Origin of the sequence: Microbispora sp. NPDC049633 (assembly GCF_040675265.1) — a bacterium.
In the GTDB taxonomy this organism is placed as follows: domain Bacteria; phylum Actinomycetota; class Actinomycetes; order Streptosporangiales; family Streptosporangiaceae; genus Microbispora; species Microbispora maris.
In genome coordinates this window covers 1-18,507 of record NZ_JBFAOO010000144.1, presented here as the reverse complement: position 1 = coordinate 18,507, position 18,507 = coordinate 1, and the positions used below count along the sequence as shown (strand labels likewise).

The following is an 18,507-nucleotide window of genomic DNA, read 5'->3' as shown; positions in this document are numbered from 1 at the left end:
GTCCGGGCGCCGCCGCGGCGGCCTCCCCCCACCCCTGCCCGGCCCCCCGGCCCCCGGATCCGCCGGGCGGCTGCGCGGCCGCACCGGCGAGGCCGGCGAGACCGCCCGCGCCGGAGCCGCCGCCCGGGGCCAGCCGGTCGGCCGCGGAGGTGAAGAAGATACCGGCCCACATCTTCTTGAACACGCCGTTCACCGGCCCCTTGCCGGAGGCGTCGGGGAAGAGCGCGTCGGCGAGGTCGTGCCAGGTGATCTGGGGGACGATCGCGTCGACCCGGCTGTCGTAGGCCGCGGTCATGAGCGCGATCGCGCCGCCGTAGGAGCCGCCGGCGATCCCGACGCGCGGGTCGCCCGGGCCGTCGAGACGCACCTCGGGCCGCCCGGCCAGCCAGTCGATCAGCCCCCGCACGTCCTTGACCTCGTAGTCGGGGGAGTTGAGCGCGATCTGCCCGGTCGAGCGGCCGAACCCGCGCGCCGACCAGGTGAGCACGGCGTAGCCCTGCCCCGCGAGCCGCCCCGCCTGCTCACGCACGCTCTCCTTGCTGCCGCCGAAGCCGTGGGCGAGCAGCACGGCGGGAGCCCTGCCGCCGGAGGCCGGGGGATAGAAGGTGGCGTCGAGGTCGACGCGCTGGTCGTCCGCCGGTCCGTCCATGACGGGGATGACCAGGTCACGACCCTTCACCACGGGGTCGGAGGGCCACAGAGCCCACGTCACGCCCGCGGCCATCAGGATGACCAGCGAGACCACGATCGCGAGGGCACGCCGCCCACCCGGAAAAGCCATGTCGAGATGCTACTCGTCACTCCTGAGAGACAGCTGAGGAGCCCGCCGCGCCTGTGGACGACCGTGCCTCGCCGTCCATACCCGATCACCGGTACGAATCGTGATGATGGATCGGGGTAATCCCTGATTGCGCCCCACCATGGGGAGCGGCATCATTTCGCGCGTGAATGGAACGCCGCTCAAGCAAGTCCCCGCTCGCGCGATCGAGTGGGCCCTTCCCTACTGGACGAGAGGGGAGGCGGGCAGGCGGACGCCGGAGGACCTCTTCCGGGTGCTCTACCTGGGCTGGCTCGCGGCGTTCGTCCTCAAGGTGCTCGGGTCGAGCTGGGACGTGTCGTGGCACTTCAAGTGGCTGCGCGACGACCTGGCCCCGCCGCACCTGCTCAACACGGCCGGCACGGTGATCGCCGTGGCGCTGACCATCGTCCACTGGTACACCGGCTACGGGGTGGACCGCACGGCCTCCCGCCTGATCGTCTGGGGCACCGGGGTCTTCCTCATCGCGATCCCGCTCGACCTGATCAACCACCGGGTCAACGGCATCGACATCACGGCCTGGAGCCCGTCCCACGCGCTGCTGTACATCGGCACCGCGCTGATGCTCGCCGGGGTGATCCGCGGCTGGTACATCGGCTCGGGCCGCTACGCGGCGATTTCGGGCAGGCGGCGCGTGCTCGTGCTGGGCGGCCTGTTCGCGTTCTTCCTGGAGAACGCGCACTTCCCCGAGCTGCAGCAGGAGTACGGCGTGCTGGAGCTGGCCTCCTGGGACCGGGGGCAGCCGTACGCCGAGCCGACGTTGCTCAACTTCGCGGCCGACCAGATGGGGCAGGCCGTGGACCGCGCCATGGTCCTCCAGTTCTCACTGCCGGTGCCGGACGTCGTCTACGCCGTGTACGCGGGCGTGGTGGGCATCGGAATCCTGGTCTTCGCCCGCGTCATGATCGGCCGGCGCTTCACGGCCACCGCCGTCGCCGCGTCGTACGTGGCCTACCGATGCCTGATCTGGCCGCTGCTCGTCGGCGGCGGGTTCCCCCCGTCGACCATCCCGTTCTTCTTCCTGCTCGCGGGCCTCTGCGTCGACCTGGCCTTCCTGGTCCCGGTCAGGCTGCTGCGGCCGCTCGCGGGCGCGGTGCTCGCCACCGCGGGCGTGTACGGCGGGCTGCTGGCGCAGGACCGGGTGCTGGAGGCCCCGCCGTACGCGCCGGAGTTCTGGCCGGCGGCGCTCGCCGCGCTGGCCGTCGTGTGGTACGCGCTGGAGTGGTTCGCCGGCCGCCAGGGCCTGACGGCCGCCGCGGCGGAGGACAGGATCGCTCAGGAGGGGCGGGCCGGGGAGAGGGAGATCGCGGCCGAGCCGGACGCGCCGCTCGATGCCGCGTCGACGGCGGTGCCGGAGGCGGTGTCGGGGGCGGCGCCCGAGTCGGTGCCCGCGCCCGCCGCCGGGTCCGCGCCCACGGCCTGACGCTGCCCGCCGTGCCGGACCCGGCCGCTTGACGGCCGCCGGGTCCGCGCTCACCGTCTGACGGCCGCCGCCCGCGCTCGCGGGTTCTGCCGGGCCTGATGCCAAGGGGCCGCTCCCTCGCGGGGCGGCCCCTTTCAGCGTCCTGGTGTCCGGTGTCCTGAGAGTGAGCCGCGGGCAGGCGCCCGGGCCTTGGCGCGCGGAGAGGCCGGGGCGCTCGGGGCGCACCGGCCGGGCAGGGCCGTTGGTCAGGCAGGGGCGACGGTAAGGCAGGGTCGCTGGTGAGGCAGGGGCGACGGTCAGGCCACCGGGGCCTTGGTCAGTGCGACCGCGACGCCGTACGCGAGGCCCATCACGGTCAGCTCCAGGGCCGCCCCGGCGGCGAACGCCGCCGGGGCCTGACGCGTGACCGCGGGCAGCAGCCGCCAGCGGATGTTGGCCCCCAGCAGCGCGATCACTGCGGTGAACACCGTCTTGGCGACCACGAGCCGGCCGTAGCCCGTGGTGAACAGCGACGCGGGGAAGCTCTCGCCTGGCGTGAGCAGAAGCTCCACCAGGCCGTTGAAGAGCCCGGACAGCCCCACGACGATCAGCGCGTACGTCGCCAGCCGGGAGAACCGGGGCAACGTGCGGGCGAGCAGGTCTCGGTGGCGGGGCAGCAGGACGGCGAGCGCGACCAGGCCGCCCACCCAGGCGCAGGCGCCGATGACGTGCAACTCCATCGAGACCATGCTGAGGTCGTGCCAGTACCAGTTCGAGGCGTGCCCGGTGACCGGGAGCGGCAGCAGCCCGAACCCGGCGACGAGCACCCGCAGCTCGGCCGGGACCTTCTCACCGAACCGCACCGCGAGCATCCCCACGGCGGCGCTGGCCAGGGCGCACGACGCGCTCACGATCATGCCCTGGCCGGCGCCGATGCCGTCGACGTACGCCGCCACGTCGGGAAGGCTGCCCGGAGTGATCTCGGCCGCGCTGAGGACGGCCGACGTCAGCGCCGCCGCGCACCAGACCAGCGAGAACAGCACGGCCCAGTGCCGGGCCCTGGCGGCGACCGGCTCGGTCCTGTCCGGGTCGTCGAAGCCGAGGAGCTTGGGGAGCAGGCTGAGCCCGACGGTCGCGGTGGCGGCCAGGTCGAGCACGAGGCGGACGACCGGCAGGCCGTACTGCACGATCGTGCCCGGCATGGGGAGCCCTGGCACGGACCCGGGCACCGTGAGCCATGTCGCGATCACGACCGCGAGGACGCCGCCCGCGGTCAGCCCGGCCGCCGGGACCCGGGCACGGGCCCGCTCCGCTCCGGGCTCCGACCGGCGTGCCGGGACGCGGCGCTCCGAGGTCGCGGTCATGCCGTGCCACCCGTCGCCGTGCCGCTTGTCTTCGTGCCGCCCGCCGTGCTGGCAGGAGAGGCCGCCCGCGTCGGCCCCGCTGCCGTGTCCGCCGTCGTGTCCGCCGTCGTGCCCGCCGTCGTGTCCGTCGCCGGGGGAGCCGGGGGAGACGAGGGAGCCGGAACCGTCCCCTCGCGCAGCCGGCGGTCGTGCTTGACGAGCACGCGCGCGCACAGCGCCAGCAGGGCGGCGGTGACGGCCAGCAGCCCCCACACCCAGCTTCCGCCGCCCTGACCGGACGACGCGCCGGAGCCGGTCGTCGCGCCGGCCGCCGGCGGATCCGTCGGCTGGGAGGGCGTCCCGGGGGCCGCGCCCGCACCGGTCACGCTGAACTTCACGGTGCCGGTGACCGGGTGACCGTCGTTCGACACGATGCGGTAGCCGATCACGTAGGCCCCCGCAGGGGTGCCCGTCCGTACGCCGATGGACACACGCGGGCCGTCCACCCTGACCTCGCCCTGCTCGTAGTGGGCGCCGTCCGGGCCGGTGACGGCGATCCTCGCGTAGTCGCGGCGCACGACCTGGTTGAACGTGAGCGTCACGGCGGCGGGCATCGCGCCGAGAACCGCGCCGTCCTTGGGGTCGCTGGCGACGAGCACGTCGTGGGCCCGCGCGGGCGTCGCGACCAGCAGCACCGCGAGCAGGGCCAGCAGCGGCGCGGCGAGCAGCCGCAGACGGTTACGTGGCGCGACGGCGCGTACCGCCGCCGGAGCGGTCCGTCCGGTCGTTCGCCGGCCGATGCGCGGGGCCGGGGCGTCGTTGCACATCCGGGCGACCTGGTCCACCTGCCTTGCCTTCCTTTTCACCGGGCGCAGACCCAGCCATGGTCCCACTGATCGGACCCTCCCACGCCCACCGCGGACCGGCGACGGCTGCGGACGGTGCCGTGGTGATCGGTTCCGGTGATGCGCCAGGCGGCGTACGCATTCTCCTGATTGAGTGAACAACAAGCCGAATTCGCCACTGGGACCGTACGTCCGCTGTGACGACCGCCACGAAGGAGAGCCATGACCCCTCAGCCGACGGTAGGCGGATCCGAGCGGAACGCGGCGCCGGTGCGGCGCTCGCCATGGCTGACGATCCTCCTCGTCTACCTCGCCGGCGTCGTGGCGGCGATGAGCTACGGCAAGTTCTCCTCGGTCGGGCCGTCGATGGCCGAGCAGCTCGGGCTGTCGCTGTCGCAACTGGGCTGGGTGATCTCGGCGGTGGTCGGGGTGGGGGCCGTCGCCGGGCTGCCCGCCGGATATCTGGTCCGCCGGTCCGGCACGGGCAGGGCGCTGGTCGCCGCCCTGGCGCTGATGGCGGCGGCGAGCGCGCTGAGCGCGGCCGCGGGGAGCTTCGCCTGGCTGCTGGCCGCCCGCGTCGCCGAGGGCGCCGGCTATCTCGTGGTCACCATCGCCTGCCCGGCGCTGATCCTCCATCTCGCCGAGGAGCGGGACCGGGGGCTCGCCCTGTCCGTCTGGGCGACGTTCGTCCCCGTCGGCATCGGAGTGAGCACGCTCGCCGGCGGCGCCACCGGGGAGGCCCTCGGCTGGCGCGGCTGGGTGCTGCTGATCGCGGGGCTGACGCTGCTGACGACGGTGGCCGTCCGGATGCGGCTGCCGCGGCCGTCCGCCTCCGGCGCTGCCGCCGGGCCCGTGCCCGGCGCGCGGGCGCTGGCGTGGCCCGCGCTGCTCACCGCGTCCTTCTGCCTGATGGTGCTGGTGACGATGCCGGTGGTCGTGCTGCTGCCCACGCTATTGATCGACAGGCACGCGACTTCGGCCGGCGCCGCCGGGGCCCTGACCTCCGCCATCTCGTTCGCCGGCGTTCTCGGCGGGCTGTCCGTGGGAGTCCTGCTCCGGCGGGGCGTGCCGCTCGCGGCGCTCGCCGCGTCGGGGCTGCTGGTCGTGCCGGCCGCCTGGCTGACCTACGTCGCCGACGGGCCCCTGGCCGCCGCGGCGGCCGGCGCGGGGGTCGTCTCCCTGGAGAACGGCCTGCTGGGGGCCCTCGGCTTCGCCGCCCTGCCCCTGGTGCTTGAGCGTCTCGACCACGCCGACGTGGGCACCGGGATGGTGGCCCAGATGGGCAGCGTGGGCGCGCTCCTCGGCCCCCCGCTGTTCGGTCTCGTCGCCGGCGCCTACGGGTTCGGGGCCGTCGTGCCGGTCATCGTCGCCGGCATGCTGGCCTCGGTCGGGGCGATGCTGCTGGTCACCCGGCACGTGGCGCGCCGTGCCCGAAGCGCCGGGGCGGCATGAGGAAGACAGCGTGACGCCCGGCGGTCTCCCGCCCTGGTGATGGGCTGGAGACCGCCGGGCATCGGCTCCGGGCCGTGCCGGTGTCACCGGTCCGGCCCGGCCCGGAGGCTTGGCCGTACGTCCGGGCGGAGGCCGCCGCGGGACGTGCGGACACGGGTGGGGTCAGATCCTGGTCCAGAGGGCGGGAACGTTCGGCGGCTCCCAGCCCGCCAGCGCGGTGTGCGGCTGCCGGCACTGGTAGACCGCGCCGCCGTAGGTCACCCGTACGCCCGCCGCGTACGCCGTGCCGGCCGTCCAGGCCGGGGGGCCCGGGCTCGCCGAGGGCGAGGCCGAAGGCGAAACGGACGGCGACGCGCTGGGCGACGCGGACGGCGAGGTGCTGGGCGACGCGGACGGCGAGGTGCTGGGCGACGCGGACGGCGAGGTGCTGGGGGACGCGGACGGCGAGGCCGAAGGGGACGCCGACGCGCAGGGTCCCTGGTCCAGCCACACCTGCGCGGTGCCCGGCGTCTCGCCCAGGGTCCACCACTGCGCCTTCCAGGTGTGCCCGGCGTACGAGACGAGGCCGCTCGTGTAGACGGTCGTGGACGACCATGCGGGCGCCGTGCACGCGCCGGCGGACGGGGACGCCGAGGGGGACACCGGGGGAGACACCGGGGGAGACACGGAGGGGGAGGCCGTCACGCCGCCCCTGGCCAGGTCCTGTGTGATCCCGTACGTCGTGCCGCCGAAGGAGACCGTCCAGTTGGAGGGGGTGGAGGTGGGCAGGTAGTAGACGAAGGCGACGTCCACCGAGGCGCCCGGCGCGAGGGACTGCCAGCTCGGCAGCTTCAGCGACACCCTGTTGTAGTCGCCCTTCAGGCCGCCCACGTTGTTCGGCGCGGTGTGGTCCCTGCGGACGATCGTCGAGCCGAAGCCCGACTGGTCGGCCGCGTTGCCCGGCGCCGAGGTCGCGTAGTCGAACTGGAACTCCGTCCCGCCCGGCAGCGTCAGACCCGAGTTGTTGGTGATGTGGATCTTCGGGTTGATCGGGTAGTTGTTGTCGCCCAGGGCGAAGTCGCGGAACTCCACCGAGACGTCCAGCTTCTGCGCCGGGATCGGGGTGGTCGCCCGCACGTTCCCGTACGGCGTGGCGGTCCTGAACCTGTCGTACATCAGCGTGGTCAGCGTGGACCCCGGCTCGTACTGGCCCTTGGCGGCGTTCCAGCCGTAGTCGCCCGCCAGCTCCCAGACCATCGTTCCGCCGAGGCCCCTGGAGATCACGTAGTCGGCCTTGGCCCCCACCGACTGCTCGTCCTCCGTCGACAGGAACACCTTCTTGGTGGAGTTCCAGAGCCACGGCGCGACCAGGGTGGAGTCGTAGTGACGCGTGTAGGCGCCGGTCAGCGACGTGTCGGTGACGCCGTAGGAGGCCAGGTAGTCGCCGAGGACGCCCTTCTCCAGGTTCTTGGCGTGCCACATCGGGTTGGACCCCGCGGGCGACTCCCTGCCGGCCGTGTCGAGGTCGTGCCACAGGTTGTCGATGCCGACCGCGCCGTCACCGCAGCTCGTCAGGCCGGCCCCGGCCGGGCAGGTGGACGAGGGGGCCGTGCCCCACAGGCCGTTCGTGCCGCCCTGCACGTTCCTGAAGCCCCGGGTGTAGTACGGCAGGCCGATGTTGACGCGGCCCGGCGGCAGGGCGCCGCGGAAGTAGTGGTAGGCCCAGTCGGTGTTCAGGTAGCCGATGCCGCCGTACTGCGCCGTGCCGTACACGCCGGCGGCGGCGAGCTCGGCGTCCCTGCCGTCGTCGAACAGCGAGGCGTTGGGGCCGACGTACTTGTTCCACGCGCCGTGCAGGTCGTAGGACATGATGTTCACGTAGTCGAGGTACTGCGTGACCTGGTAGGTCTCCATACCGCGCAGGAGGTAGCCGCTGGACGGCGCGGCGACCGTCAGCATGTAGTACCTGCCGTCGGCGGCGGAGGCGGCGTCCAGCCTCTCCCGCAGCGTCTTCATCAGCGCGGCGTAGCCCTTCATGAGGGTGGCGCGCCTGGCGTTGGCGGCCGGCCAGTCCAGCGGGTTGCCCGCGTCCTTCATGGACGTGGGGTACTCGTAGTCGACGTCCACCCCGTTGAAGCCGTACGTCCGCAGGAACGACACGACGGAGTCCGCGAACGTGTCGATACCCGCCTGGGTCGACGTCATCGTGTAGAAGCCGCCGCTCGCCTGCCGGTTCCCCGCGTCGTCGAAGTAACCGCCCGTCTCGGCCCAGCCGCCCACGCTGATCAGCGTCTTGGTGTCCGGGTGCTGCTTCTTGAACTTGGCGAGGAGGTTGAAGTGGCCCTTGAAGGAGTAGGCGGGGTCCATCTCCGCGCCGGCGACGCCCGGCCAGGTCATCCCGACGGCGGGGTTCTTCGGGGTGCCGGAGCCGACGGAGATCTTGTTGTCCGGCCCCACGTGGGCGAACGCGTAGTTGATGTAGGTGACCTTGCCCCACGGGATGTCCGTCACGAGGTAGCGGGTCTGCCCGTTGGCTCCGTCGCGCCAGCCGGTGAAGTAGCCGATGATGCGGCGCGGATGGCCGGCGCCCATCTTCTCCCGGCCGTTCTCGTCGTAGGCGAGGCAGTAGGGGACGTCCACCCCGGGCGTCCGGTAGAGCCCGTCGGGCCGGCACGCCTCGTCGCCGGCGGCGGCCCCGGCGGCGCCGCCGCCGAGCACCGCGGCCCCGGCGGCGAGCGTGAGGCAGACCGCGAGTGCGGTCCGGGAGAACAGGGACAGGCGCACAGCCACACCTCCGACAGGCGAAGTGCCGACGTTCCACACCCCGCCCCCAGGGGATTGATCGGAAGGTAAGCCGGTGTGAGCTGCTCCGTCAATGCTCTCTAATAAGAAACTTTCCTTTTAACTCTCTCTTGAGGCCTGCTTGATCAGGCGAGCAGCCAGCCGTACAGCCAGGCGAGGAACGCCAGGCCGGTCAGGGCGGGGACGATCCGGGCGGCGGCGGCGTTCAGCCGGAACGCCTCGACGACCGACAGTCCCGTGGAGACGAGGGCCAGCAGGCCGTACCACGCCAGGGCGTGCGGCACCCCGATCGCCAGCGTCGTCCAATCCTCCACGGCCGACAGGCTGAGCGCCGACAGCCCGCCCAGTGCGACGCCCGTCAGGCCCGCGAGCGCGCTCAGCGCGCCGCCGCGCCTGCGGATCAGGGAGACCAGCGCAGCGAGGAGCTGGACGGCCGACACGAGCAGGAAGGCCGCGGGGACCACGAGCGGGATCGGCGACCGGAGCATCCGGTAGACCGAGGAGGTGAGGGCGAGGTCGCCCGGCCGCACGAGCGTGTGCGGCGCGGCGCCGGGGTCACACGCGGGCGCAGTCGCGGCCGGGTCGTCGAGGAACGCGGCGATCATCCGGCGTGCGCAGCCGTTCGACAGGAACACGGCGTGCCCGGTCCCGGCGAACTCGGCCAACCGCGCGCCCGGCACGGCCGACACCGCCTCACGCGCGGCCTCGGGCGGGGTGGTGGGGTCGTACTCGCCGCCCAGGACCAGGATCGGCGGGACCCCGCTCCCGGCGGCCGTGCTCCCGGCCACCGTGCTTTCCGCCGTGCTCCCGGCCGCCGTGCCTCCAGTCTCGCCTCCCGTCTCGCCTCCCGTCTCGCCTCGCGCGGAGGCGGGGGCGACGGTCGCGCCGGTCGCGCCGGGCGTCAGCGCGTCGGCCTCGGCCCGCGCGGCGGGCAGTCCCCAGGCGTCGCAGATCGCCGCGTCGACGACCCCGGTGAACAGGCGGGGGCCCCGCGATTCGGGGAAGGTGTTGTCCGGCACCTCGTCCTGGCACTGGACGGCGTAGTACAGCCCCCACTCGTGCGAGGTCAGCCCGTCGCCCGCCGCGTCGACCAGGGGCTGCAGCAGTTCGGTGCGGCCGGAGGCCAGCCCGTCCACGAGGGCCGGCACGATCGGGATCACGTCGGTCTCGTGCAGCGCCTCGGCGAGGATCGTCGCCACGTCGTCCCCGTTGAGCCGCACGGTCAGCCGCTCCCGGGTGAGCGGGTCCCGGGTCTCGTACGTCGCGGGGCGGGCATCGAGCGCTTTCACCATGGCGTCGAACCGGGCGGCGATCCCCAGCTTGGTCATCGTCGCCGCGAGCGTGCCGGCCGCCTCGTCGTACCAGTGGGCGCGCGCGGGCAGCAGGGAGTCGAGCACGACCCCCCGGGTGCCCTCCGGGTCGCGCGCCGCCGCCAGCAGCATCGGGCGGGTGGAGTAGCTGACGCCGAACAGGTGCCACCCCGGGTAGCCGAGCGCGGCCCGCAGGTCCACGACGTCGGCCGCGATCTCGGCGGTCCGGTAGCCGCGCAGGTCGATGTGCTCCGCCTCCAGGCGCGACTGGCAGGCCTCCGCCTGCCGGGCGAGCGGGACGTTCTCGGCCGCCCCCGGCCCGGGCGTGCGCAGGGTGTCGACGATCCCGCGGGCGATCTCGGGGCAGCTCAGCCTTGGCTCGGAGTAGCGTCCGCCGCGCTGTTCGAGGACGACCACGTCACGGCCGGGGAGCATCTGCGTGAGGAATCCGGTGAGCTGGAGCGAGGCCGATCCCGGGCCGCCGCTCATGTACACGACCGGGTCGGCGGCCTGCCCCTGGGCTTCCGGCGCGCGGTGCACCGCGTAGCCGACCTTGATGGTCCTGCTGTTGGGGACGTCGCGCCGCTCGGGGACGAGCAGGTAGCCGCAGGTCGTGCCGGACGGCACGGCGACCGGGCAGGGCCGCTCCTCGACGGACGGTGCCGCCGCCCCGGTCATGTGGGGAACCACTGACCCCGAGGAGGTCACCGCGTGCGTTCCGCTCGCCCCGTGGGCCGTGGTCCGCACCGTCCCGGCCTCGTCGCGCGCCGGCGCCGCGAGGGCCGCCGACCCGGAACCTCCCAGGAGCATGAGTGCCGCGGCGAATGCCGTGACGGCCGCTCCACCCCAACTCCGCAACCGTCAGCCCCGTCCCGCGAACCCGGCGATATCCGCAGAAACCTTAGCGTGTCCGTCGGCCATCGCGCCCCCGTTCGTCCATGCGCTCCCATTTTGGACGATCATGGGACCGGTCCCGGTTTCATCGTTCCACCGGGCTTTTCACCGGGGACTCGCGGTGCTCTCCCTTATCACCAGATCGGTGGACAGCTCGACGCGGCGGGCCTCGGTGTTCTCGCCCCGGCCCATGGCCAGCACCATGCGTGCGGCCAGCGCGGCCATCTCCTCCAGCGGCTGGCGCACGGTGGTCAGCGGCGGCCACGCGGACCGGGACAGCGGCAGGTCGTCGAAGCCGACCACGCTGAGGTCCTCGGGCACCCGCAGGCCCCGCTGCCTGGCCGCCTCGAACACGCCGAACGCCTGCATGTCGCTGCCGGCGAAGATGGCGGTCGGGGGGCTGTCCAGCGAGAGCAGCGCGTGACCGGCGTCGTGGCCCGAGTTGACCAGGAAGTCGCCGTACCGGATCAGCTCGGGGTCGATGGACACCCCGGCGGTCTCCAGCGCGGCGCGGTAGCCGTCGATCCTGGCCCGGCTGCAGAGCATGTCGGGCGGACCGCCGATCATCCCGATCCGGGTGTGGCCGAGGTCGAGGAGGTGGCGCGTGGCCGCCAGGCCGCCGTGCCAGTTGGTCGCGCCGACCGACGCCACGCCGGGCGGCGGCTCGCCCTCGGGGTCGACGACGACGAACGGGATCGAGCGGGCGCTGAGCTGGCCCTGCTGCCGCACCGAGAGCCGGGAGCTGACGATGATCACGCCGTCCGTGCGCCGCGCCGCGATGCGCTCGAGCCAGTCACGGCCGGGGCCCGCATGGGTGTGCAGCACGGATATCACGACGCTCGCGGCGGCCTCGTGCGCCGCCTGCTCGGCTCCGCGCACCAGTTCCATGGCCCACGGGCTCTCGATCTCGGCGAACACCAGGTCCAGTAAACCGACCGGGCCGTCGCCCTGTCCCGTCCTGCGCTGGTAGCCGTGCTTCTGCAGGAGGCGCTCCACCCGCTGACGGGTCTCCGGCGCCACCTCGGGACGGCCGTTGATCACCTTGGACACGGTCGGAACGGAGACTCCGGCCTCCTCCGCTATCTGGGCGATGGTCACCCGCCTTTTCACTGGCATGAAACAGATCGTAGCCGAAACTTTCGGGATACCTGAACCGGTTCCTCCTGATGAGACGGTTGACCGTCGTGATCAAGCCGACAGCGCCCTTGACGCTCAACGTCAGCTTTACTTATCCTCCGGACCACGAAACATTCGGATACTGGCCGAAACTTTTCAGCAGCGGGTCGCCGTGGAGAAGCGGGGCCGTCGCCCTCCGGCCACGCCGCCGGTTTCGAGGATTTTCGGAAGATTGAGGAGAGTCGATGACGCTGCTGCGTGTGTCCGGATCCCGGCTGGTAGACGAGACGGGCGGCACGGTCCGGCTGCGGGGGGTCGGCCTGGGCGGCTGGCTCAACATGGAGAACTTCATCACCGGCTACGCGGCCGACGAGTCCTCCATGCGCGCGGCGGTGCGAGAAGCGCTCGGCGAGGAACGCTACGAGCTGTTCTTCGAGCGCTTCCTCACCTCGTTCTTCACCGAGGCCGACGCCGACCTGCTGCGGGACACGGGCGTCAACTGCGTGCGGATTCCGGTGAACTACCGCCACTTCGAGACGGACGACCGGCCGATGGAGATCATCGAGCGCGGCTTCCGCCATCTCGACCGTGTGATCGGGATGCTGGGTGAGCGCGGCATCTACAGCGTCATCGACCTGCACGCGCTCCCGGGGGCGCAGAACCAGCACTGGCACTCCGACAACCCCACCCACATCGCCTCCTTCTGGCAGCACCGGCACTTCCAGGACCGGGCGGTGCACCTGTGGGAGGCGCTGGCCGACCACTACAAGGACAACCCGTGGGTGGCGGGCTACAACCCGGTCAACGAGCCGGGCGACCCCAGCGGCAGGGTGGTCGGGCCCTTCTACGACCGTCTGGTCAAGGCGCTGCGCGCGGTGGACCCCGCCCACGTGCTGTTCCTCGACGGCAACACCTACTCGACCGACTTCTCGGTCTTCCACGAGGTCTACGAGAACACCGTTTTCGTCTGCCACGACTACGCGCTGGCCGGGTTCGCCCACGGCGGCCCCTACCCGGGCTTCACCCGAGGCGAGTGGTGCGACCGCGACGAGCTGGAGCGCACCTTCGCCCGCCGCACCACCTTCCAGCGGGAGACCGGCACGCCGATCTGGGTCGGGGAGTTCGGGCCCGTCTACACCGGTGACCCCACGGTGGACGAGCAGCGCTACCAGATCCTGCGCGACCAGCTGGAGATCTTCGACGCGTACGAGGCCGGCTGGTCCATCTGGACCTACAAGGACGTCGGCCTGCAGGGCCTGGTCTGCGCCGGCGGGTCGTACATGGAGCGGTTCGGGCCGTTCATGGCGAAGAAGAAGCGGCTCGGCGCCGACCGGTGGGGCTCGACGATGGAGGAGACGGCGGGCGAGCTCGCGCCGCTGCACCGGCTGATCGACACCGAGTTCCCGAGCTGGGACCCTTACCCGTGGGGCGCCCGCTACCAGACCGACGACCTCATCCGGCACATCCTGATCGCACAGGCGCTGCTCCCCGAGTACGCCGATCTGTTCCGCGGGCTGACCGGCGACGAACTGCTCGCGCTCGCCGACTCGTTCGCCCTGTCCCACTGCACCCGGCGCGAGCCTCTGATCCGGCTTCTCGCCGACAACCTGTCCGCGCGCTAGCGCGGCACGAGGAGACCCCCCGATGCGCAGCCTCCTTTCCCGGACGGCCGCGGTAGTTACGCGTTTGCTGCCAGTTCGGCCCGCAGCCGTGGCCGTCTTGTGCGCACTCATGGGACTGCCGGCGGTCGCGGTGAACGCGATTCCCGCCGCCGCCGCGGCCGTACAGGTCGCGAAGTACGACTTCGAAGACGGCACCACCCAGGGATGGGGGCCGAGAGGCGACGGGGTCGAGGTCGGCGCGACCTCCGACGCCGCGCACTCGGGGTCACGCTCCCTGCTCACCTCCGGCCGCACCGCCACCTGGCACGGGGCGTCCATCAGCCCGCCCTTCGAGAAGGGCGTCACCTACCAGGTGACCGCGTACGCGCGGATGGTGAGCGGGGAGCCGGCCGGCACGATCGCGCTGACCATGCAGCGCACCCCCGACGGCGGTGAGACCACCTACGAGCGGGTCGCCGCGGCCACCGTGACCGACGGCGGCTGGGCCGAACTGTCGGGCACCTACTCCTTCGGAGCCGACTCCACCGGCCTGCAGCTCTACGCCGAGAGCTCCGACGCCACCGCGAAGTACTACATCGACGACATCGTGGTCACCTCCGACAGCGACCCCTCGCGCTCCGGGCTCACCACCGACTTCGAGACCGGCACGGCGCAGGGCTGGTCGCCGCGCGCTTCGGCGTCCCTGACGGCGAGCACGGAGGCGGCGCACGGCGGCACGCGCAGCCTCGCCGTCACCGGCCGCTCGGCCTCGTGGGACGGCCCGGCGATCAGCGTGCTGGGCAAGATGGCCAAGGGGTCGAAGTACACCCTGTCGGCCTGGGTGCGCCTCGGCCCGGACACGACCTCGGGCAACCTCGGCCTGTCGATCGAGCGCCGGACCGGCGGCACGCCCAGCTACGAGCGGGTGGCCGCGCCGAAGGCGGTCCCGGCGGGGCAGTGGGTCCAGCTCACCGGCACCTACACCCTCGCCCACGACGTGGACTTCCTCAGCGTCTATCTGGAGTCCGACGACGGGACGTTCCCCTTCTACCTGGACGACTTCACGCTGACGTACGTCGAGCCCAAGCCGATCCAGACCGGCATCCCCTCGCTGAAGGACGAGGTGCCGTTCACCCTGGGGGCGGCGATCTCCCGCGCCCAGACGCTCGGCGAGCACGGCGACCTGCTGCTCAAGCACTTCGGCGGCGTCACCCCCGGCAACGACCTCAAGTGGGACGCGACCGAGCCGCGCGAGGGCGAGTTCAGCTTCGCCGAGGGCGACTACCTGGTGGACTACGCCGTCCAGCACGGGCTGACCTTCCGCGGGCACACGCTCGCCTGGCACAGCCAGACGCCCGACTGGGTGTTCAAGGACGGCGACCGCGACCTCACCTCCTCCGCGCAGGACAAGGCGCTGCTGCTGAAGCGGCTGGAGAACCACGTCAAGACCCTGGTCGGCCGGTACAAGGGCAAGATCGCGGTCTGGGACGTGGTCAACGAGGTGATCGACGAGAACCAGCCCGACGGGCTGCGCCGGTCGAAGTGGTTCCAGATCACCGGTCTCGACTTCATCCGCACGGCCTTCCGGGTCGCGCGCGAGACCGACCCGGCGGCCAAGCTGTTCATCAACGACTACAACACCGAGTTCCCGCGCAAGCGGCAGGCGTTGTTCGCCCTGGTGAAAAAGCTGAAGGCCGAGGGCGTGCCGATCGACGGCGTCGGCCACCAGCTCCACCTGAACATCGAGCAGCCGCCGGCCGCCGAGGTCGAGGCCACCGTCGAGACGTTCGCGACGCTCCGCGTGGACCAGCAGATCACCGAGCTGGACGTGAGCGTCTACCCCGACTTCGTCTCCACGTGGGACACCATCCCCGCGGAGGTGCTCGCCGAGCAGGGCTACCGCTACAAGGAGCTGTTCGACGTCTTCCGCAGGCACGAGAGCGAGATCAGCTCGGTCACCGTCTGGGGCCTGGCCGACGACGACACGTGGCTGTCGACCTTCCCGATCACCCGGCTGAACGCGCCGCTGCTCTTCGACGACGAGCTCCAGGCCAAGCCGGCGTACTGGGGGATCGCCGACCCGGCGAAGCTGCCGCCGCTGGTGCGCAGGCTGGAGGCCCCCGCCGCGACGCCGAAGGTGGACGGCGGCCGCGACCTCGAATGGGACCTGCTGCCCGACGTCCCCATCGCCCGGGTGGGCCAGGTGTCGGCCGGGTTCCAGGCCCGCTCGTCGGCCAAGTGGCTGTACGTCCTGGCCGAGGTGCGCGACCCGGACGACGATCGCGGCGACCGGGTGACGCTCACCGTCGGCGGCAGGCCGTACGCGGTCGGGCGTGACGGCGGCCACCCGCACGGCGTGGACGCGGCCGTGAAGAAGACGCCCGGCGGCTACCGGGTGGAGGCGCGGCTTCCCCTCGGCACCGACGTCGGCGTGGTGGTCAGGGACGCCTCCGGCGGGTCGCAGACCTCGTGGACCGGCACGGTGACGGCCGTTCCGGCGGTGAAGCTCACCACGGCGCCCCGGCGGCAGCCCGTGGTCGACGGCGCCGTGGACCCGCGCAGGTCGGAGGCGCCGGAGATCCGCACCGCCACGTGGATCCAGGGCACGTCCGGGGCGACCGCGCGGGCCCGGGCCCTGTGGAGCGGCGGGACGCTCTACCTGCTGGCGCAGGTCTCCGACTTGACGCTCAGCGAGCAGTCGGCCAACCCCTGGGAGCAGGACTCGGTCGAGTTCTTCGTCGACCCCGGCAACGGCAAGACCAGGGGCTACGGCGACGACGACGGCCAGTACCGGATCAGCTTCTCCGGGAGGACCAGCGTCGGCGGCACCTTCGACGCCGCGGGCGTGAAGGACAACCTGACGGCCGCCGCGAAGGTCGTCCCCGGCGGATACGTGGTCGAGGCGGCCGTGAAGCTGCCCACGTTCCCCCTGGAGGACGGCGCGCTGCTCGGCTTCGACGTCCAGGTCAACGACGCCGCCGGGACCGCCCGTACGAGCGCGGTGACCTGGAGCGACGCCACCGGCCAGAGCTACCGGGACACCAGCCACTGGGGCGTGCTCCGGCTTCGGCGCTGAGCCCCGGCATCCAGCCGGACACCGATGACCGGAGCCGGATCCGCCGCGGGGGCCTGGCGCAGGGAGGCCCCGCGCTGGGAGGCTCTGGCGCACCGTGTCCGCGCCGGACGGCCCGGTTCCCCCCGGAAGGGGGAACCGGGCCGGTCACGCTTGAGAGAGAGGGGACGAATGATCGACGCAGTCGACGGGTGGGAGTTCCGGAATCCGGTCATCCCCGGGTTCCACCCCGATCCATCGGTGTGCCGGGTGGGGGAGGACTACTACCTGGTGACCTCCAGCTTCGAGTGGTTCCCCGGGGTGCCGATCTTCCACAGCCGCGACCTGGTCAACTGGCGGCAGCTCGGGCACGTGCTCGACCGCCCGTCCCAGCTCGACCTGGACGGCGTGCGGCCCTCGGGCGGCGTCTACGCCGCCACCATCCGCCATCACAGGGGCGTCTTCTATGTCGTGACCACGGTGGTGGACGGGCCGGGCAACTTCATCGTCACCGCCGCCGACCCCGCGGGCCCCTGGAGCGAGCCCCGATGGCTGCCGGGCACCCGCGGCATGGATCCCTCGCTGCTGTTCGACGACGACGGCCGCGTCTGGTTCACCGCCACACGGGAGAAGGAGGCGGCCCGCTACCCCGGCGAGACCGAGGTCTACCTCCTGGAGCTCGACCCGGTCACGCTGGAGCCGCGAGGCGAGGAGCGGATCGTCTGGGAGGCCGTCCAGCGGGGCGCCGTGTGGGCCGAGGGCCCCCACCTCTACAAGATCGGCGGCAGGTACTACCTGCTGAGCTCGGAGGGCGGCACGTCGTACGACCACGCGGTCGTGGTGGCCAGGGCCGACCACGTGACCGGGCCCTACGAGCCGAACCCGCGCAACCCGATCCTCACCCACCGGCATCTCGGCCTCGGTCACCCCATCGCCTGCACGGGCCACGCCGACCTGGTGGAGACCCAGGACGGCGAGTGGTGGATGGTGCTGCTGGCCACGCGCCCGTACGGCACCCCCGGCGACCTGGGCGCCGGCAACGTGCGGGGCGACAACCTGGGCAGGGAGACCTTCCTCACCCGGGTCACCTGGGAGGACGGCTGGCCGGTCGCCGCCCAGGTCGAGCCCGTGGCCGCGGGGCCCGCGCTGCCCGAGCACCGCTGGCCCGCCGTGCCCGCCTGCGACCACTTCGACGCCGGCCGGCTCTCCCCGGTCTGGAACCACCTGCGCACCCCGCGCGCGCCCTACTGGAGTCTCGGCGACAGCCGGCTGCGGCTGCGGCTGCGGCCCGAGACGCTGGCCCAGCGGGTCAACCCGAGTCTGGTCGCCCGCCGGCAGCAGCACGTGGACTTCGCCGTCCACGCCGCGCTCGACTTCACGCCCGCGGCCGGGGAGTGCGCGGGGCTCGCGCTGGTGCAGAACGACGACCACCACGTGCTGCTCGTGCGGACCCAGCGCGGCCTCGAACTCGTCCGCAGGAAAGGGGGCGGCGACGACCTGCTCGCCTCCGTACGGGTGCCGGGCCAGCGGCGGCTGTACCTCGGCGTCGAGGCGCGCGGGCAGGCCTACCAGGCCAGGTACGCCGTGACGGCGGGGGAGTGGACCGACCTCGGCGACCCGGTGGACGGCAGGATCCTCAGCACGGCGGTCGCCGGTGGCTTCACCGGGGCCTACGTCGGCATGTACGCCAGCTCCAACGGCCGCCCGAGCTCCAACGTCGCCGCGTTCGACTGGTTCGAGTACCTGCCGCTCAGCCCGTGATCCGGACGTGTGTCAGCGCATGATCCGGCGGAAGGCCGTGCCGGCCGCCCGCACCGCCAGGGCGGGCGAGAGCCGTACGGCCCGCCAGGTGGCCCGGGCGGACGCGGGCGCCACGATGAGCGCCCGGTTCGCG

11 protein-coding genes are annotated in these 18,507 nt (G+C 72.7%); 5 read left to right on the top strand and 6 right to left on the bottom strand.

What is annotated here, in order from left to right; all coding sequences use genetic code 11:
* Nucleotides 1-781, bottom strand: a 781-nt coding sequence (locus AB0J39_RS28675; protein WP_363470071.1) for an alpha/beta fold hydrolase, incomplete at its 3' end; no start/stop codon positions are given.
* Nucleotides 782-944: 163 nt separating this feature from the next.
* On the opposite strand from AB0J39_RS28675, the gene AB0J39_RS28670 reads away from it, so the two are divergent.
* Complete coding sequence (locus AB0J39_RS28670; protein ID WP_363470068.1) at nt 945-2,240, top strand: hypothetical protein; 1,296 nt, start codon at nt 945-947, stop codon at nt 2,238-2,240.
* A gap of 296 nt (nt 2,241-2,536) precedes the next feature.
* Here the strand turns inward: AB0J39_RS28670 and AB0J39_RS28665 are convergent, their stop codons facing one another.
* Both AB0J39_RS28665 and AB0J39_RS28660 read right to left on the bottom strand, forming a co-directional pair.
* Nucleotides 2,537-3,583 (bottom strand): CopD family protein, encoded by a 1,047-nt coding sequence (locus tag AB0J39_RS28665; RefSeq protein ID WP_363470065.1) that lies wholly within the window; start codon nt 3,581-3,583, stop codon nt 2,537-2,539.
* Complete coding sequence (locus AB0J39_RS28660) at nt 3,580-4,407, bottom strand: copper resistance CopC family protein (protein WP_363470062.1); 828 nt, start codon at nt 4,405-4,407, stop codon at nt 3,580-3,582. Before AB0J39_RS28660 ends, AB0J39_RS28665 begins: the two co-directional genes overlap by 4 nt.
* A 222-nt stretch (nt 4,408-4,629) precedes the next feature.
* Here AB0J39_RS28660 and AB0J39_RS28655 point away from each other — a divergent pair, with 222 nt between their 5' ends.
* A complete protein-coding gene (locus tag AB0J39_RS28655) occupies nt 4,630-5,859 on the top strand; it encodes an MFS transporter (protein WP_363470059.1) in 1,230 nt (409 codons plus the stop codon).
* Between the two features lie 162 nt (nt 5,860-6,021).
* Here the strand turns inward: AB0J39_RS28655 and AB0J39_RS28650 are convergent, their stop codons facing one another.
* The 3 genes from AB0J39_RS28650 to AB0J39_RS28640 all read right to left on the bottom strand — a co-directional run bounded on the left by AB0J39_RS28650 (nt 6,022) and on the right by AB0J39_RS28640 (nt 11,960).
* Complete coding sequence (locus AB0J39_RS28650) at nt 6,022-8,622, bottom strand: chitinase C-terminal domain-containing protein (RefSeq protein ID WP_363470057.1); 2,601 nt, start codon at nt 8,620-8,622, stop codon at nt 6,022-6,024.
* A gap of 143 nt (nt 8,623-8,765) precedes the next feature.
* The gene (locus tag AB0J39_RS28645) at nt 8,766-10,628 is read right to left on the bottom strand and encodes an alpha/beta fold hydrolase (protein ID WP_363470054.1); all 1,863 of its coding nucleotides are present in this window, start codon (nt 10,626-10,628) and stop codon (nt 8,766-8,768) included.
* Nucleotides 10,629-10,949: 321 nt separating this feature from the next.
* Nucleotides 10,950-11,960 carry a LacI family DNA-binding transcriptional regulator gene (locus AB0J39_RS28640; RefSeq protein WP_363470051.1) on the bottom strand — a complete coding sequence of 337 codons (1,011 nt, stop codon included), beginning with the start codon at nt 11,958-11,960 and terminating at the stop codon, nt 10,950-10,952.
* Nucleotides 11,961-12,205: 245 nt separating this feature from the next.
* Here AB0J39_RS28640 and AB0J39_RS28635 point away from each other — a divergent pair, with 245 nt between their 5' ends.
* The 3 genes from AB0J39_RS28635 to AB0J39_RS28625 all read left to right on the top strand — a co-directional run bounded on the left by AB0J39_RS28635 (nt 12,206) and on the right by AB0J39_RS28625 (nt 18,374).
* Nucleotides 12,206-13,582, top strand: a complete 1,377-nt coding sequence (locus AB0J39_RS28635) for a cellulase family glycosylhydrolase (protein ID WP_363470048.1) — start codon at nt 12,206-12,208, stop codon at nt 13,580-13,582.
* A 109-nt stretch (nt 13,583-13,691) separates the two neighbouring features.
* Nucleotides 13,692-16,637, top strand: coding sequence for an endo-1,4-beta-xylanase (locus AB0J39_RS28630; RefSeq protein WP_363470045.1), 2,946 nt, complete (start codon nt 13,692-13,694; stop codon nt 16,635-16,637).
* Nucleotides 16,638-16,805: 168 nt separating this feature from the next.
* Nucleotides 16,806-18,374, top strand: coding sequence for a glycoside hydrolase family 43 protein (locus AB0J39_RS28625; RefSeq protein WP_363470042.1), 1,569 nt, complete (start codon nt 16,806-16,808; stop codon nt 18,372-18,374).
* The last annotated feature ends 133 nt before the right edge of the window (nt 18,375-18,507 follow it).

Excerpts from the sequence above, each read along its gene's own strand:
- AB0J39_RS28665 (WP_363470065.1), bottom strand. The coding sequence starts at position 3,583 with ATGACCGCGACCTCGGAGCGCCGCGTCCCGGCACGCCGGTCGGAGCCC.
- AB0J39_RS28625 (WP_363470042.1), top strand. The coding sequence starts at position 16,806 with ATGATCGACGCAGTCGACGGGTGGGAGTTCCGGAATCCGGTCATCCCC.
- AB0J39_RS28645 (WP_363470054.1), bottom strand. The coding sequence starts at position 10,628 with ATGACCGGGGCGGCGGCACCGTCCGTCGAGGAGCGGCCCTGCCCGGTC.
- AB0J39_RS28635 (WP_363470048.1), top strand. The coding sequence starts at position 12,206 with ATGACGCTGCTGCGTGTGTCCGGATCCCGGCTGGTAGACGAGACGGGC.
- AB0J39_RS28655 (WP_363470059.1), top strand. The coding sequence starts at position 4,630 with ATGACCCCTCAGCCGACGGTAGGCGGATCCGAGCGGAACGCGGCGCCG.
- AB0J39_RS28640 (WP_363470051.1), bottom strand. The coding sequence starts at position 11,960 with ATGCCAGTGAAAAGGCGGGTGACCATCGCCCAGATAGCGGAGGAGGCC.
- AB0J39_RS28630 (WP_363470045.1), top strand. The coding sequence starts at position 13,692 with ATGGGACTGCCGGCGGTCGCGGTGAACGCGATTCCCGCCGCCGCCGCG.